Origin of the sequence: Nitratireductor alexandrii (genome assembly GCF_004000215.1) — a bacterium.
GTDB lineage: Bacteria > Pseudomonadota > Alphaproteobacteria > Rhizobiales > Rhizobiaceae > Mangrovimarina > Mangrovimarina alexandrii.
The window spans coordinates 200,910-214,866 of record NZ_RBVY01000004.1 but is presented as its reverse complement, the minus strand read 5'-3'; the positions used below and the strand labels follow the sequence as shown (position 1 = coordinate 214,866).

Sequence of the window (13,957 nt, the reverse complement as noted above, 5' to 3'; positions counted from 1 at the left end):
CTCACTTCTTTTCCATCACGCATTGTAGCGGATGCTGGTGCTGGCGGGCAAAATCCATCACCTGGGATACCTTCGTTTCCGCCACCTCGAAGGTGAATATGCCACATTCGCCCACGCCGTGGTTGTGAACATGAAGCATGATGCGTGTGGCGGCTTCACGATCCTTCTGAAAAAAACGCTCCAGGACGTGCACGACGAACTCCATCGGGGTGTAGTCATCGTTGAGGATGAGCACCCGATAAAGGCTCGGCTTCTTCGTCTTGGGCTTGGTACGCGTGATAACCGTGGTCCCCCGCCCGGGGGTGCCCCGATCGCCGTCGTCGCCCTGCATTCTTACGGCCTGGTCTCCCATGGCTGCCTTACCTGTCGTCAAGTCTTGGAAGCCCTCATCTCGTTCGCGGGACAGAACGACCTATGTAGTCAATCCTATGCCGATTTTAAGGCCTTCTCTGGCGCTGACAATATGAGCGTTGGCGCTGGCGGGGCGAAATCCGGTCACGATTGACCGATCGTGGCCGCGAAACGAAAAAACCCGGCCGCCTTTGCGCGACCGGGCTTCTGCGGAGCCCGCAAAAAATGCGGGCAATCTCTCGTCGGGCGCGACGGGACGCGCGTCAGACGGTTTTGGACACGACCGATTCGAACGGCTTGTAGGCGTCCTTGGCCAGGTCGGCATAAAGATCGCTCAGCTTGGTGGCCTCGGCGACGAAGGCCTCGTAGGCCTGCTTGGCGTAGTCGCTCTGCACCTGGATCGCGGTGTCGAGCGATTTGGCGGCGGCCAGCTTTTCGATGGCGGCGGTCGCCGTGTCGAAGGATTTTTTGGAGAATTCGGTGGTTTCGACGGCGATGGCCTGAAACCCCTTCGACAGCGCGGCGGCGCTCTGCAGGCCGCTGTCGATATATTCCTTGCCAAGCTTGTTGGTGTCTTCGAACGACTGCATCATGGTGTTTTCCCGGCGTGTTGGAGGAGGCTGCATGCACCTATGTGCGATGCAGCAAACTAGTTTGCACTGCAGCAAATGTCAAGATTGCGCCGTGCTGCCATCGACACGCTTGCCGCTGCGCAGCGCGGGAAAACCCCTGCCGACGCAATCAGGGGGCTGGCCGCGGGTGGCGGCGTTTCCAAGGCCTGCCGCCGGCGCGGCCGTTCGAATGAGAGGCGAATGCCAGGGAAATGGTGAAGAACTCGGTTACCATAAACGGAATGGTAACGGCGTGGCTTCTAGCTTGGGGGAAATGGCGTCGCGGCGTCCGGCTGGTTCGCGGCCCGCAACACACACACCGGAAGGTTTTTGAAGGTGGCAAGCGTGAGCGTATTTGGTTCATCGAGGGTCCGGTCCGCGGTCCGGACGGTTTCAGCAACGTTGGTCGCGCTGGCGGTGTTCGCCCTGGCGCCGGCGCACGCGTCGAAATATGCGGCGATCGTCGTCGACGCCAATACCGGCAAGACGCTGCACGAATCCAATGCCGACGCGCCGCGTTATCCCGCTTCCCTCACCAAGATGATGACGCTCTACATGGTGTTCGAGGCGATGGAGGCCGGCAAGGTCAACAAGAGCACGCGGATTCCGTTTTCCAAACATGCCGCCGCGCGTCCGCCCACCAAGCTCGGCGTGCGCGCCGGGGGCTCGATCTCGCTGGAAACGGCGATCTACGCGCTGGTCACGAAGTCGGCCAACGACGCCTCCGCGGCACTGGCCGAATATTTCGGCGGCACCGAATCCGGCTTCGCGCGCAAGATGACGGCCAAGGCGCGCCAGCTCGGCATGACGAAGACCACGTTCCGCAACGCCTCCGGCCTGCCGAACTCGGCCCAGAAGACCACGGCGCGCGACATGGCCGTTCTGGGCATCGCGCTGCGCGAGCATTTCCCGAAATATTACGGGTACTTTTCGACGCGCTCGTTCAAGTTCGGCAAGCGCCGGATGCGCAACCACAACAAGCTGCTCGGCCGCGTGAAGGGTGTCGACGGCATCAAGACCGGCTATACGCGCGCTTCCGGCTTCAATCTGGTCTCGTCGGTCAAAACCGGCGGGCGCAGCGTCGTGGCCGTGGTCATGGGCGGCCGGTCCGGCCGCACCCGCGACGCCCACATGGCCGAGCTGATCAAGAAATATCTGCCCAAGGCCTCGACGCGCGACCGCGGTCCGCTGGTGGCCAAGCGCACCATCAACCCCGGCTCGATCGCCGTTGCCGGCATGGTTGCTCTGCCCAAGGCAAACATTCCCACGCCGAAGGCGCGCCCGCAGGAGGTCGTCGTCGCGGCCTATGCGCCCGAACCCGCGCCGCGGCCGGGGGCGCCTGTGCCCGGCGGTGGCGGCGATGTGGCCACGGAGATCCGCAATTCCGTCGCCGCCCGGGTGGACCCGGTCAAGACGTCGTCCACCGCCGTTTCGGGATGGGTGGTGCAGGTTGCCTCCTCGCCCAACCAGAAGGACGCGCTGGTCGCCCTGTCACAGACGCGGGCCGCGGCCGGCAACATCCTGTCGGACGCCTCGCCCTTCACGGTTCCGTTCGAACATGAAGGCACCATCTATCATCGCGCCCGTTTCGGCGGGTTCACCACCAAGACGGCTGCGTGGAACGCCTGCAAGGCGCTGAAACGCAAGAAGATCGAGTGCTACGCCGCCCAGCAATAGGCGGCATCCGCATCCGGAATTTCCCGACCCTCTCCCGGGCAGGTTTTTAGTCGACGGAGACTTCAGTCATGACCATTCAGCAGGACATCGCGAGCTTCGTTGATGCGGGCGGCCAGAAAGGACGAGCCGCCGAGGTCGGGGTGCACACGCTGCATCAGGCGGCGATGCGCTTCGCGGATGTCCGCCGCACCGGCCCCCGCTTCAAGACCAAGGATCTCGTAGGCCTCCTCCTTTGTCATGGGGCCCGTGCTTGGAGAGGCTCGCTCCCGCCCGTGCGCGTCACCGTCAAGGCCTTCACGCCAACCGGCAAATCGGCCGTCAAGATAGGTTTCCAATAGCTGCAGGCTTTCCGCGTCGCCGCCGAGCGCGTCGCGAAGCTCGAGAAGCTCGTCGCGATCCATGCCGCCGAGCGTGCGCCCCTCGTGCCGGCCGGCGAGCACGGCGCCTTCAAGGGCGCCGGAATCGTGGTCCAATTCCATTTCCAGCGCCGCCGTGCGCACGGTCGATACCCGCCCCCGCGACGGGCGTGCCTGCCGGCGCCGGCGCCCGGACACAAACCAGGCCGCCGCCATCGACATCAGAACCCCGGCCAGGCCGACCCGTCCCGCCAGCATCAGGCCGAGACCGGCAAGCCCGACAAACACGGGCCCGGCCACATTCAGCCCGGCGGCCAGCCTGGCGGGATTGGCGCGCAGGAACGCCAGCGCGGCCAGTACGGCGACAAGCAGGATCGCCGCAAGGTAAAACAGCACCGTCATGTCGCGCGTCCGCTACCGTTTCTTGCCCAGATGTTCGATGAGGAGGCGGTCGCCGGCGCTGCCGCGCGCCTCCAGGGCGGCAAAGCCGCCGGTGGCGTAGACGGCGATCGACGACAACAGTTCGGCCAGCCGGCCGGCGGCGGCGCGGTCGAACCGGAACCAGGCGCCGCGCGACAGCCGCGCGATTTCCTTCAACGCCACTTCGGCCGCACCGTCATGGCCCTCCTGGAAAACGAACACCGGCACGCCGCGCAGGCCGAGCCGGCCGGCCTGATCGGCGAGTTCGTCGACATTTTCCTCCATCGCGTCGCCGATGAAGACCAGCGCGTCGATCTTCTCGCGCTCGTTCTCCTTGAGGGCGTGCGACAGCACCTTGCCGATCTGGGTACGCCCGCCGCGGCAGTCTATCCGGGTCATCAGCCGGGTCAGCTCGTCGGTATCGAGCACGAACTTCGAGGCGCGGCATTCGCCGAAACCGCGAAAATAGACCAGCTGGACCCGCAATTTTCCCGACTGCCCCGCCGCCTGGAACATCTCGCCCTGAAGACGGCAGGCCAGATCCCAGGTCGGCTGGCGGCTCATCGTGGCGTCGAGGGCGAGCACCAGCCGCCCGCGCGCCAGGCCCGACACGGTCCGCAACGCCTTGGCCTGGCGCAGGAAGGCGTCCACCGCCCCCGCGTCGGAACGCTGTTCGGCCGGCCGGTCGGCCTGCCTGCGCGCGAGCGGTTTGTCCCGTTTGTTCATCATTTTTGGAAAATGTGGCGTGCGGAGGGAACTTGCAAGCCCGTCGATGGGCCAAAGATGTGGGCGATCCGGTCGGAACCGGCGCGGCGCCGGCCCGTCAGTTGGCGAAGATGTCGGGCAGTTCGAGCGGCCGGCTCGAGGAATCGGCCAGCTTGCGGCGCATGGCGAGCCGCTTGCGGCCCATCTCGTTGGTCGGCAGCCGCAGGGCGGACAGAAGCAGCCGGATTTCCTGGCGCGCGGCCAGATGCGACAGGGTCGGCTTGGTGCCCAGCACGTGTTCGTCGAAATCGTCGAGCGCGGTCAGCCCGATGGGAAAGAACTCGCGGAAGATGACGCGTTCGGAAATCCCGTCGGCGAGCCGGAAGCCGAGCCGGGCGGCCAGGTTTCTCAGGCACGAATCGACCTTCTGCTCGTTGCGCGAGGTGAAGGAGGACATGCGGTTGCGTACCACCACCCAGTCGAGGATCGCATTGTCGGTCTGCCGGCGCTCGCGCCGTGCGTCGCGCACGGAGGCCGAATATTGCGAAAGTTCCAGAATGTCGTAGCTCACCGGATCGATGCGCGCGAGCACGTCGAAATCGATGAAGGAATCGTTCATCGGCGTCACCAGCGTGTCGGCGATGCGATGCGCCAGCCGGTTCAGGAACGTATCGGAACCGGGCGTGTCGATGATCACGAAATCGTGGGCGTTCTCGATATCGGCGAGCCCGCCGGCGAGCTTGCGGAATTCTTCGCTCTCGGCATCCGAGATCGTGTCGTGCCGGGCCGGCGGCACGTGGAAATGCTGCGGAACGGCGAGCGGGATTTGGGCCTTGTGTGCCCAGCGGCGCCGGTTTTCCACGTAGCGCGTCAGGGAAAGCTGGCGCCCGTCGAGATCGACGGTGGCGACCGAATAGCCGGACTTCAGCAGCGCGACGGCGATGTGGATCGCCGTCGTCGACTTGCCCGAGCCGCCCTTTTCGTTGCCGCACACGACAACGTGAGCGCCGCGATCGCGCCGCTCGGTCGCATGTCCCTTCACCCCCGCCAACAACATCGTTGTCACTCCACCCAATGGCGAGACTGACTCTTTTTTCCGGCGGCATCAATCATTTCCGCTGCACTACAGCAAGAAGTGCGATTTTTGGTAAAGCGCGCGGCTTCTTTCACCCAGGCGGGCGGGTGTTGTTTGGGCGCGGTGAACGAAGTCTAAAGCAGACCGAGCTCGGCAAGTTCGCGCCGCAGCTCCGGCGGCAGCGTCTGCCAGCCGCCGCCGCTTCTGTCGTCGATGTCGCGCGGTGCGTCCTTGGGCTGCAGGTAGCGCCAGCCCTGGAAGGCGCGACGGGGTTGCCATTCGGTCAGCACGATCCGCGAATCGAAGACCAGCCGGCAGCGCGACACGCCCTGTTTGTCGGTAAACGGCCTGATGTCGGTCAGGCGCTGCCGGCACTGGACGTTGCCCTTGATCACCCAATAGAGCGACCCGCCGTCGAGCAGTTCGTCGCGGCGTTTGGGGATCATGCGGGTGGTGTGGAAATGTTCCGGGGTCTCGCCGGCGCCGCGCATGGCGTCGAGTCTGGCCTCGATCCAGCCCTGAAGATCCTCGACGCTATCGGCGCCGACACACAGTTTGACCAAGTGAAGTGCCATGCGTGAAAGGGTGTAGCGCTGATCCGGCCCGGGTCAAGCGGCAGCGTCGGTTCTCCACAACGGCCCCTGCCCGGCCTCAGCACTCCACCACGTTGACCGCGAGCCCGCCCTGGCTGGTTTCCTTGTAGCGCTCGTTCATGTCGAGGCCGGTCTGGCGCATGGTTTCGACCGCCACGTCGAGCGGCACGAAATGCGTCCCGTCGCCCTTGAGCGCCAACGAGGCGGCGGTGACCGCCTTGACCGCGCCGAGCGCGTTGCGTTCGATGCACGGCACCTGGACCAGGCCGCCGACAGGGTCGCAGGTCATGCCCAGATGATGCTCGAGCGCGATCTCGGCGGCGTTTTCCACCTGTTCGGGCGTGCCGCCCATCACCGCCGCCAGCCCGGCCGCGGCCATCGCCGAGGCCGATCCGACCTCGCCCTGACAGCCGACCTCGGCGCCCGAGATCGAGGCGTTGTGCTTGATGATGCCGCCGATCGCGGCCGAGGTCAGCAAAAAGTCCTTGATGCCGCGCGCGTCGGCGTCGACGTGGAATTTCAGCCAGTAGCGCAGCACCGCCGGCACCACGCCGGCCGCCCCGTTGGTCGGCGCCGTCACAACGCGCCCGCCGGCGGCGTTTTCCTCGTTGACCGCCATCGCAAACACCGCCAGCCAGTCGTTGGCGAGCAGCGGGTTGGGACGGTTCTCGCGCCAGTCCTGTTCCAGCCTGTCGTGCAGCACGCGCGCGCGCCGGCGCACCTTCAGCCCGCCCGGCATGATGCCGTCCTTCGACAGGCCGCGCTCGATACAGGCCTGCATCGCCGCCCAGATGCCTTCGAGGCCGGCGTCGAGCGCCTCGCCGCTCTGGCGGGTCTGTTCGTTGACCCGTTTCATCTCGGCGATCGACAACCCGCTTTTTGCAGCCATGTCGAGCATTTCCCGGGCGGTGCCGAAGGGATAGGGAACGCTCGGGCCCGCCGGCGCCGCGCCGCGCGCCTTCAGCCGCTGCATCTCCTCTTCCGAGACCACGAAGCCGCCGCCGATCGAATAATAGACACGCCGCAACAGGACCCGCCCCTGCCCGTCATGCGCGCAAAACGCCATGCCGTTGGCGTGGCCGGGCAGTGGCGTGGACTTGTCCAGCACCAGGTCTGAGTCGGGATCGAAGCGGTAGGCGGGATGGCCGGCCGGCCTGACCGTCTTGTCCGCGCGCACGGTGGCCAGAATGGCCTCCATCTGATCGGGGTCGACCGTGGTCGGGTTCTCGCCGGCCAGGCCCAGAATCACCGCACGGTCGGTGCCGTGGCCGATGCCGGTAAAGGCGAGCGAACCGTGCAGGCTGGCCGAAAGGCTTTCCACGGCGACACCGCTCGGGCGCGGCCACTCGTCGCCGGCGATCTCGTCGAGAAAGCGGCCGGCCGCGCTCATCGGCCCCATCGTGTGCGAACTCGATGGGCCTATGCCGATCTTGTAGAGATCGAATACGGAAAGAAACATTTTTCCAGTCCGGTGCTTCGCGCCGTTGTCTGCCGTTTCGCGCCGGACCGCTTCACGCGGTCCGACGATCCCTGGTCCGTGCGCGACATACACCCGATACGCGCAAACAGAAAGGGCGCGGCATGGCTGCCGCGCCCCGGTCTTTGTGAATTCTCTGGATCGGGCTCGGGCCTACCCCGCGGTCGCGATCACGGCCGTTTCGGCGCCGCCGATCAGCCACGCGACGAGAATGACGAAGGCAAAGCCCGCAATGGCCTTGGCAGTCACACCCCAGCACGACTTTTGAACGCTATCGTCCATGATGTTCCGTATTTTCCGTGTTTGCCCCCGGCGCGCCACCGTCGTGTCCCGCACGCGCCGCTTCGAGGCCCGTGCTTTAGCCCCTCGCCTGCCGCACTGCAACACCAAAAGCGGCGCAATTGCGGCCAAAAGCGGCGGCGCCAGCCCGTCCCTCCTAAAAACATCCTTCTTTATCAATAGATTAAAATTTTACACCCGGTAACGAAAGCGCAACGGTTTGGTCGAAATCAAGGCGGCGAGAAGGACGGAATTTTCGACCGGATCGGACTATGCTCGTCGCCATGATCGGTGATTCCCTTTCCGCCCCCGACCTGGCCGCGTTCGCGTTCTTCCTTGTCGCCTGGATCGGCCATGCGTTGACGACGGCCGGGCATTTCTTCTCGCGGCCCTGTCTCAGCCAGTTGATGAACGCCCAGCGCGAGGCCTGGCTGCGCACGATGGCCGTACGCGAGATGCGCATGGTCGACACCGGCATCATGACCGGGCTCCAACAGGGCACGGCGTTTTTCGCCTCCAGTTCCCTGATCGCGCTCGGCGGCTGTTTCGCGCTGCTGCAGGCCTCCGACGCGGTGGTGGCGGTGCTGGCCGACGTGCCCTATTCGCCCGAGCCGACGCGGGCGCTGTTCGAGGACAAGGTGCTCGGCCTGATGATCATCCTGGCCTATGCTTTCTTCAAGTTCGGCTGGGCCTACCGGCTGTTCAACTATTGCTCGATCCTGATCGGCGCCGTGCCGCAGGCCGGCGAGACGGCCGACGCGGACACGGTCGAGCGCAGCGTCGCGCGCGCCATCGGCATGAATGTCGTGGCCGGCGGCCATTTCAATGCCGGCCTCCGGGCGATGTTCTTTTCGATCGGGTATCTCGGCTGGTTCCTGGGGCCGATCGCGCTGGCGGCAACGACCCTGTTCATTCTGACGGTGCTGGTCCGGCGGCAATATTTTTCCAAGGCGCGCGAGGCGCTCGCGGCGCACGTCTAAAGCATTTCCAGGCGAAGTGGACGCCGGTTCGCCGTTCAAAAACGCGTCAAAACGATAAGGTGGAGCCGGTCTGCGCTTCCGCGAAAAGCAGAACGGCTCCAGGTTTGGCCCCGTCAGCCTCGTTCGGCCATCTCGTCCTGGCGCGGCGCGGGCAGCAGGGCGTCGGTCCAGCCGGCCAGCCGGTAGGCGGCAAGCCCGATCCATTCGCGTACGGCGATCACCATATTATGCAGCGAATCGATCGGGTTGTCCTGGGCGAGGCCCGGCGTTTCCAGGCCGCTGGTACGGTAGTCGACCGGCCAGGGGATGACGGCAAAACCGGCCTGGCGAAACAGGCCCATGGCGCGCGGCATGTGGAAGGCGGAGGTCACCAGCAGCCAGCGCTCGCCCGGTTGGGGATCGGCCAGCCGCAGTGAGAATTGCGCGTTTTCGTAGGTGTTGCGCGACTGGTTCTCCAGGATCAGCCGCTGCGGGTCGACGCCGAGCGCCTGCAAGAGCCGCGGCGCGGTGTCGGCGTCGCCTTCGCCTTTTAGCCGCAAGGCGCCGCTGCCGCCCGAGATCAGGATTTTGGCCTCGGGCAAACGCCGGGCCAGGATCGCGGTTTCCACGAAACGGTCGCCGCCGCGGTTCAGTTCGTAGCCGCCGCGCACCCGGTTGACCCCGCCCTCGAAGCCGCCGCCGAGCACCACGATGCCGGTAACGGTGTCGGGCAGCGCGCCGGGGCGCTGAAACCGGTCCTCGAGCGGTTGCAGCACAAGCGCGCCCGTCGTCGTCCACCCGCCGAGAAGCAGAATCATGGCCGCGGCGGCCGTCGCGGTTCCGGCGCTGCGCCGCCAGCCCGCCAAGGCGGCGATCAGCCCGGCTATCAGCAGCAGGACCGCCAGGCTCAACGGATTGGCCAGCGCCCAGAAGATCTTCGATACGACGTAAAACAAGCTGGATTTCTCCCCTGGCGCATCGGCGCCCGACCGGCTCAGGGCCGAGCCGGGTTTTCTCGTTCGTCCGTTTTCGGCCGCTCGGTCCTCTCCGGTTCCGGCGGGGCGAACCGGTCGACGAACTGCCGCAGTTCGGAAAGCACGGCGGCGGCTTCGGCTTCGTCGAGCCCGATGCCGAAGCTCCGCGTCGTGCCGTCGACGACGAATCCGATCCGGCGCGGCGCGAAAATGCTCGACACTTCCGGCGGCTTGTCGGGCATCAACCCGACCGAGGAGACCTTTTCGACCGGATAGACCTGCCTGCGGCCGAAGGGCCGGAAGCCGCGTTCGACCACGATCGCGCCAGCGCCGACCAAAAACAGTTTTTCGACGCCGACCAATTGCCACAGCACCACCCCGCCGATCAGGAAACCGGCCGCCGTCCACACCGCCAGCCAGAGCAGCACGAAGATGTCGAGCGCCTGCGGGCCGCCGCCGAGCACCTGGGTCACGACGAAGACTTCGCCCACCGCCCACCCGATCAGCCAAAAAGACAAGAACCCGATCGCCAGCGGCTCGCGCCGGGCGGGGTTGTAGACGCCGATGCCATCCTCGGTTTCGCGGATGACGATCCGCCCTTGTCGGCGCGCCGGCACGCGCTCGGCCCGATCCGTCGCATCACTCATATGTCCGATTTCCCACCCGTGACCCTGTTGCAAATTATCAACGCGCGCGGCTTACGACAATTCGTGCCTGCCGTACCGGATTGACCCGAGGCGGTTTTCGTCTATCACCCGGCAGTTCGGAGTTTTTATGTCCACATTTTGTGAATCCCGATAAAGCCCGATCCGCTCGCGGATCGGGCCCACCCATGAGCCGGCACGGCGCGCCCCCGGGGCGCGGCGCTGCCTGTCGTGGTCGCGGCGCCTGGCGCCGCGCATCGTGGATTTCACCGAAAAATGGACATTTCACGCAAGGAACAGCGCGTTCTGCACGTGCTGGCGCAGGGCGGTTTCATCCGTTTGCTGCGCGACGAAGACGGACAGGTCGAAGACATCGAGTGCTATAGCCGCGAAGGCTGGCGGCTGACGCGTTTCGACCCGCTTCTGTTCGGCAAGCTCCGGCGCAAGCGCGCCATCGCCTCCAGCCGCGGCGGTCCCTACCGCATCACGCGCCGTGGGCTCGCCCTGGTGCGCGCGCAGATGGACAATCGCTGAGTCGCGCCCGTTCCGGCCGCCGCGCCGTGCGGCCGGAACGGGCGGCGCCGTTACGGACAGGGATTGCCGAGGCGCTGGTGCACGGCGTCGACGGCGTCCTGCATCTCCTGGGTCCAGTCCACCGCGGCCGACGCCAGCGCGGTCTCGAGCTGGGCGATCGAGGTGGCGCCGATGATGTTGGACGTCACGACGGGACTGTGGGTGACGAACGCGTTGGCAAACAGGGCCGGCTCCATACCGAATTGCCGCGCGAGCGCGTTGTAGGCGTCGAACGCCTCGGCCGCGTTCGGCGTCTCGTAGCGTTGCAGCCGGTCGAAAAGCTGCTTGCGCGAGCCCTTCGGCAAGGCACCGCCCTCATATTTTCCGGTCAGATAGCCTTGCGCCAGCGGCGAATAGGCCAAAAACGCGACCCCTTCGCGGCGGCAGACCTCGGCCAGGTTCACCTCGAAGGTCCGGTTGACGAGATTGTAGGCGTTCTGGATCGAGGCCACGCGCGGCCCGACCTGCCGCTCGCTTTCGGCGATGAAGCGCATCAGGCCCCAACTGCTTTCGTTCGACAGACCGACATGGCGGATCTTGCCGGCCGTCACCAGCTCGTCGAACACGGCCAGCGTTTCGGCGATCGGCGTCTCGTCCGCCGGCCCGTCGGCCTTGTCAGCGGCGCCGACGCGGGTCGGGTTGGAGCCCCAGGGTATCGGCCGTTCGGGCCAGTGGATCTGGTAGAGGTCGAGATAGTCGGTCTGCAGTTTCGCCAGCGACTTGTCGATCGCGTCAAAAATGTCGGCACGCACGAGTTTCGACGGCCGGCCGCCGCGAAACCAGTCGTTGGCCGTGCGCCCGACGACTTTCGAGGCCAGAACCACATCACCGCGATTGCCGCGCGCCTTCATCCAGCTGCCGATGATCGCTTCCGTTCGGCCCTGGGTCTCGGCCTTGGGCGGGATCGGATAGAGCTCGGCCGTATCGATGAAATTCACGCCGCGCGCGAAGGCCAGATCCATCTGCGCGTGGCCCTCGGCCTCGGTGTTCTGCTCGCCCCAAGTCATCGAGCCGAGGCAGATTTGCGAAACAAGCAGGTCCGTGCGGCCGATGCGGCGCTTTTGCATAAAAACTCTCCGGGAGTGATCGATCCGGGCGGATCTTGGAGAGCCGACTATAACGGCCGATCGATGCGCGTAAAAGCGTTCGCCTCAGCGCCAGTCGATCGCCGGCGGTTCGCGGAAGGCGAAACGCTCGAGATGGCTGGCGATCACCGTGCGCATGCGCTCGAGGTCTTCCGGCGTGCCGGCGTTCACCGTCATGGTCAGCGTCTCGTCCCCGGCCTCAAGCTCGCAAGCGCCGAAATCGAAGGCGATCGAGCCGCGTTCGGGGGTGAAGGTGACGGGACGTTTGTGCCCGAAATGCTTGCACAATTGCTGCAGATAGCGGCTGGCCTTGTCGGTCGCCACCGTCGCGGTGGCCCTCAGCGAAGCGTCTTGCGGGGCTGTCATGATCGTCTCCTGTTGATGTCAGCCAGGAGAGATCGGTCAGCGCGGTCCGGAAAGCAAGTTAAATCTGACAAAATTACTCAAGTTACAACGGTCAGCGTTTGGCCGCCGCGTTGCGCTTGGCCCGGTCGATCAGCATGTTGGCGATCTGCATGCGCACCAGCGCCCGCTCGCGGCGATGCGGCGCCACCTTGTCGGGGTGGTTGTCGCGGGCGAACTCGCGCCGGATCCGGTCGAAATCCTTCGGCCAGCGCGCATAGGCGATCTTGAGTTCGGCCGCGATCGCGCCCGGATCGGCCGGCGGCAACGGGTCTTCGGGCGGGTCGGGCGTTTCGATGCCGGGCGCGTTCTCGGCCAGGCTCTCCAGGCCGGTGCGGCGGTAAAGGCTCGCCACCACCTCGCCGGGAACATTGGCCCACAATTCCTCCACCGCCTCGGAGGACGGCACGAAGCCGAACGGCACTGACGGTCCGGCGCGCTCCGCCTCGCCCTCGTCGGCCTTGGCGGCGATGAGTTCGTCGAGAAGGGTTGCAAACTCGCTGGTCGAGAAGCCGCTCAAACCACCTGCTCCAAGGGTTTCGCCACGAACGCACCGACACGATAGGCGCAAGGGATTAACAAGCTGACTGAAAAACCGGACCAAATTGAGTCATTGCCCGGCGGAGGGCTTGCGTCTCGCGCGCGCTGGGTGAGACTGTTCATAGCATCGCCCCGATGGCCGCCTATGCTGGGTGCGAGCGCAACACCGTGATCGCAGGAGAAACAGCATGCGCACCGGTCTATCTTGCCTTGTCGCCGCCATGGCGGCCGCCGCGCCGGCCGCCGCGCAGGACCGGCCCTATCTGGACGACCGTTCCGATGCGGCGGCGCTGATCGCCTCCTACTATAACGCCGTCAACCGCAAGGAATATGCCCGCGCCTGGAGCTATTTCGGCGACGACAAGCCGGCCGCCACGCTCGACGATTTCGCAGCCGGCTATGCTGCGACCGAAAGCGTCGCGCTCGTTGTTGGGGCCGCGGCCGCGGAAGGCGCGGCCGGTAGCGTGTTTTACCGGGTCCCGGTCGCGATCCGGGCGACGGAAGACGGCGGCGCCCCAAAACTCTTTGCCGGCTGCTACACGGCGCGGCTGATCGATCCGCAGATCCAGGACGAGCCGTTCCGCCCGCTGTTCATCGTCGCAGCCAGCCTTGAGCCCGCCTCCGAACCGCTGGAGGATGCGCTGCCGGCGCAATGCGGCGATGCACCGGCCGGGCCGGCCGGCGATGCCGGACTCGAGCGCGCCAAGGCGCTGTTTCAGGCGAGTTACGCCCAGAGTTGCGGCGGGGCGCCGCCCGGCAGCGACGGACCGCGCGCGCCGGATGTGCACACGATCGGCTTCCGCTACAGCACCGACGACGCCGATGCGCCGGAACGCCAAATGCGGCTGTTCCGGTTCTACTGCCGGGCCGGCGCCTACAACGAGATGCATGTCTATTACCGGGAGGACGAGATCGACGGCGTGCGCGAACTGCATTTTGCCATGCCCGAGCTCGACATCCGCTATCGGGACGACGACAGCGAGGGCCCGGTCGATTCGATGCGCATCGTCGGTTTCACCGCCGAAAACCAGCTCGTGAACTCGGATTACGACCCGGAAAACTTCGTCGTCACCGCCTACGCCAAATGGCGCGGGCTGGGCGATGCCGCCGCCTCCGGCACGTGGCTGTTCCGCCAGGGCCAGTTCTCGCTGGTCAAATACGAGGTTGACGCGACCTATGACGGCGCGGTCAATCCCGAACTGCTTTTGGACTATTATTCCGCGCCGTAGCCGGCCA

17 protein-coding genes are annotated in these 13,957 nt (G+C 65.8%); 4 read left to right on the top strand and 13 right to left on the bottom strand.

Features of this window, described 5'->3' with window-relative positions; genetic code table 11:
- Position 1 precedes the first annotated feature (1 nt).
- Together clpS and EP380_RS10555 are read right to left on the bottom strand one after the other, a co-directional pair.
- A complete protein-coding gene (clpS, locus tag EP380_RS10560) occupies positions 2-352 on the bottom strand; it encodes an ATP-dependent Clp protease adapter ClpS (protein WP_106569419.1) in 351 nt (116 codons plus the stop codon).
- Between the two features lie 262 nt (positions 353-614).
- Positions 615-944, bottom strand: a complete 330-nt coding sequence (locus tag EP380_RS10555) for a phasin family protein (RefSeq protein WP_106569420.1) — start codon at positions 942-944, stop codon at positions 615-617.
- 420 nt (positions 945-1,364) lie between these two features.
- On the opposite strand from EP380_RS10555, the gene EP380_RS10550 reads away from it, so the two are divergent.
- Complete coding sequence (locus tag EP380_RS10550; protein WP_238719821.1) at positions 1,365-2,639, top strand: D-alanyl-D-alanine carboxypeptidase family protein; 1,275 nt, start codon at positions 1,365-1,367, stop codon at positions 2,637-2,639.
- A 62-nt stretch (positions 2,640-2,701) separates the two neighbouring features.
- Here the strand turns inward: EP380_RS10550 and EP380_RS10545 are convergent, their stop codons facing one another.
- The 6 genes from EP380_RS10545 to EP380_RS23870 form a co-directional block, all read right to left on the bottom strand.
- The gene (locus EP380_RS10545) at positions 2,702-3,397 is read right to left on the bottom strand and encodes a DnaJ domain-containing protein (protein ID WP_106569421.1); all 696 of its coding nucleotides are present in this window, start codon (positions 3,395-3,397) and stop codon (positions 2,702-2,704) included.
- A 12-nt stretch (positions 3,398-3,409) separates the two neighbouring features.
- On the bottom strand, positions 3,410-4,141 hold the full coding sequence (locus tag EP380_RS10540) for a vWA domain-containing protein (RefSeq protein ID WP_106569951.1): 732 nt from the start codon (positions 4,139-4,141) through the stop codon (positions 3,410-3,412).
- A 97-nt stretch (positions 4,142-4,238) separates the two neighbouring features.
- Complete coding sequence (locus tag EP380_RS10535; protein WP_106569422.1) at positions 4,239-5,177, bottom strand: division plane positioning ATPase MipZ; 939 nt, start codon at positions 5,175-5,177, stop codon at positions 4,239-4,241.
- A 152-nt stretch (positions 5,178-5,329) separates the two neighbouring features.
- Complete coding sequence (locus EP380_RS10530) at positions 5,330-5,770, bottom strand: DUF1489 family protein (RefSeq protein ID WP_127598491.1); 441 nt, start codon at positions 5,768-5,770, stop codon at positions 5,330-5,332.
- Positions 5,771-5,846: 76 nt separating this feature from the next.
- Complete coding sequence (locus EP380_RS10525) at positions 5,847-7,247, bottom strand: L-serine ammonia-lyase (RefSeq protein WP_127598489.1); 1,401 nt, start codon at positions 7,245-7,247, stop codon at positions 5,847-5,849.
- A gap of 171 nt (positions 7,248-7,418) precedes the next feature.
- The gene (locus tag EP380_RS23870) at positions 7,419-7,547 is read right to left on the bottom strand and encodes a hypothetical protein (RefSeq protein WP_275069001.1); all 129 of its coding nucleotides are present in this window, start codon (positions 7,545-7,547) and stop codon (positions 7,419-7,421) included.
- Between the two features lie 284 nt (positions 7,548-7,831).
- On the opposite strand from EP380_RS23870, the gene EP380_RS10520 reads away from it, so the two are divergent.
- Complete coding sequence (locus tag EP380_RS10520; RefSeq protein ID WP_106569952.1) at positions 7,832-8,524, top strand: DUF599 domain-containing protein; 693 nt, start codon at positions 7,832-7,834, stop codon at positions 8,522-8,524.
- A gap of 113 nt (positions 8,525-8,637) precedes the next feature.
- Here EP380_RS10520 and EP380_RS10515 read toward each other — a convergent pair whose 3' ends face one another.
- Positions 8,638-9,459: a YdcF family protein gene (locus tag EP380_RS10515; RefSeq protein WP_106569425.1), complete on the bottom strand. Its 822-nt coding sequence runs from the start codon at positions 9,457-9,459 to the stop codon at positions 8,638-8,640.
- A gap of 38 nt (positions 9,460-9,497) precedes the next feature.
- Positions 9,498-10,124, bottom strand: a complete 627-nt coding sequence (locus EP380_RS10510; RefSeq protein ID WP_106569426.1) for a hypothetical protein — start codon at positions 10,122-10,124, stop codon at positions 9,498-9,500.
- Between the two features lie 273 nt (positions 10,125-10,397).
- Here EP380_RS10510 and EP380_RS10505 point away from each other — a divergent pair, with 273 nt between their 5' ends.
- Entirely contained in the window at positions 10,398-10,655 is a 258-nt protein-coding gene (locus EP380_RS10505) for a YjhX family toxin (RefSeq protein WP_106569427.1), read from the top strand.
- Positions 10,656-10,705: 50 nt separating this feature from the next.
- Here EP380_RS10505 and EP380_RS10500 read toward each other — a convergent pair whose 3' ends face one another.
- The 3 genes from EP380_RS10500 to EP380_RS23740 form a co-directional block, all read right to left on the bottom strand.
- Positions 10,706-11,761, bottom strand: a complete 1,056-nt coding sequence (locus tag EP380_RS10500; protein ID WP_106569428.1) for an aldo/keto reductase — start codon at positions 11,759-11,761, stop codon at positions 10,706-10,708.
- Positions 11,762-11,845: 84 nt separating this feature from the next.
- Positions 11,846-12,145: a DUF2218 domain-containing protein gene (locus EP380_RS10495; RefSeq protein WP_106569429.1), complete on the bottom strand. Its 300-nt coding sequence runs from the start codon at positions 12,143-12,145 to the stop codon at positions 11,846-11,848.
- 91 nt (positions 12,146-12,236) lie between these two features.
- A complete protein-coding gene (locus EP380_RS23740) occupies positions 12,237-12,701 on the bottom strand; it encodes a hypothetical protein (protein ID WP_238719820.1) in 465 nt (154 codons plus the stop codon).
- Between the two features lie 208 nt (positions 12,702-12,909).
- Between EP380_RS23740 and EP380_RS10485 the strand changes: the two genes are divergently transcribed.
- A complete protein-coding gene (locus EP380_RS10485; RefSeq protein WP_127598487.1) occupies positions 12,910-13,950 on the top strand; it encodes a DUF1176 domain-containing protein in 1,041 nt (346 codons plus the stop codon).
- Positions 13,951-13,957: the final 7 nt, after the last annotated feature.

What these genes read in the sequence shown, in the direction of transcription:
- EP380_RS10530 (WP_127598491.1), bottom strand. Translation starts at nt 5,770, where the DNA reads ATGGCACTTCACTTGGTCAAACTGTGTGTCGGCGCCGATAGCGTCGAG.
- EP380_RS10510 (WP_106569426.1), bottom strand. Translation starts at nt 10,124, where the DNA reads ATGAGTGATGCGACGGATCGGGCCGAGCGCGTGCCGGCGCGCCGACAA.
- EP380_RS10535 (WP_106569422.1), bottom strand. Translation starts at nt 5,177, where the DNA reads ATGTTGTTGGCGGGGGTGAAGGGACATGCGACCGAGCGGCGCGATCGC.
- EP380_RS10500 (WP_106569428.1), bottom strand. Translation starts at nt 11,761, where the DNA reads ATGCAAAAGCGCCGCATCGGCCGCACGGACCTGCTTGTTTCGCAAATC.
- clpS (WP_106569419.1), bottom strand. Translation starts at nt 352, where the DNA reads ATGGGAGACCAGGCCGTAAGAATGCAGGGCGACGACGGCGATCGGGGC.
- EP380_RS23870 (WP_275069001.1), bottom strand. Translation starts at nt 7,547, where the DNA reads ATGGACGATAGCGTTCAAAAGTCGTGCTGGGGTGTGACTGCCAAGGCC.
- EP380_RS10505 (WP_106569427.1), top strand. Translation starts at nt 10,398, where the DNA reads ATGGACATTTCACGCAAGGAACAGCGCGTTCTGCACGTGCTGGCGCAG.
- EP380_RS10555 (WP_106569420.1), bottom strand. Translation starts at nt 944, where the DNA reads ATGATGCAGTCGTTCGAAGACACCAACAAGCTTGGCAAGGAATATATC.
- EP380_RS10540 (WP_106569951.1), bottom strand. Translation starts at nt 4,141, where the DNA reads ATGAACAAACGGGACAAACCGCTCGCGCGCAGGCAGGCCGACCGGCCG.
- EP380_RS10485 (WP_127598487.1), top strand. Translation starts at nt 12,910, where the DNA reads ATGCGCACCGGTCTATCTTGCCTTGTCGCCGCCATGGCGGCCGCCGCG.
- EP380_RS10495 (WP_106569429.1), bottom strand. Translation starts at nt 12,145, where the DNA reads ATGACAGCCCCGCAAGACGCTTCGCTGAGGGCCACCGCGACGGTGGCG.
- EP380_RS10545 (WP_106569421.1), bottom strand. Translation starts at nt 3,397, where the DNA reads ATGACGGTGCTGTTTTACCTTGCGGCGATCCTGCTTGTCGCCGTACTG.
- EP380_RS10525 (WP_127598489.1), bottom strand. Translation starts at nt 7,247, where the DNA reads ATGTTTCTTTCCGTATTCGATCTCTACAAGATCGGCATAGGCCCATCG.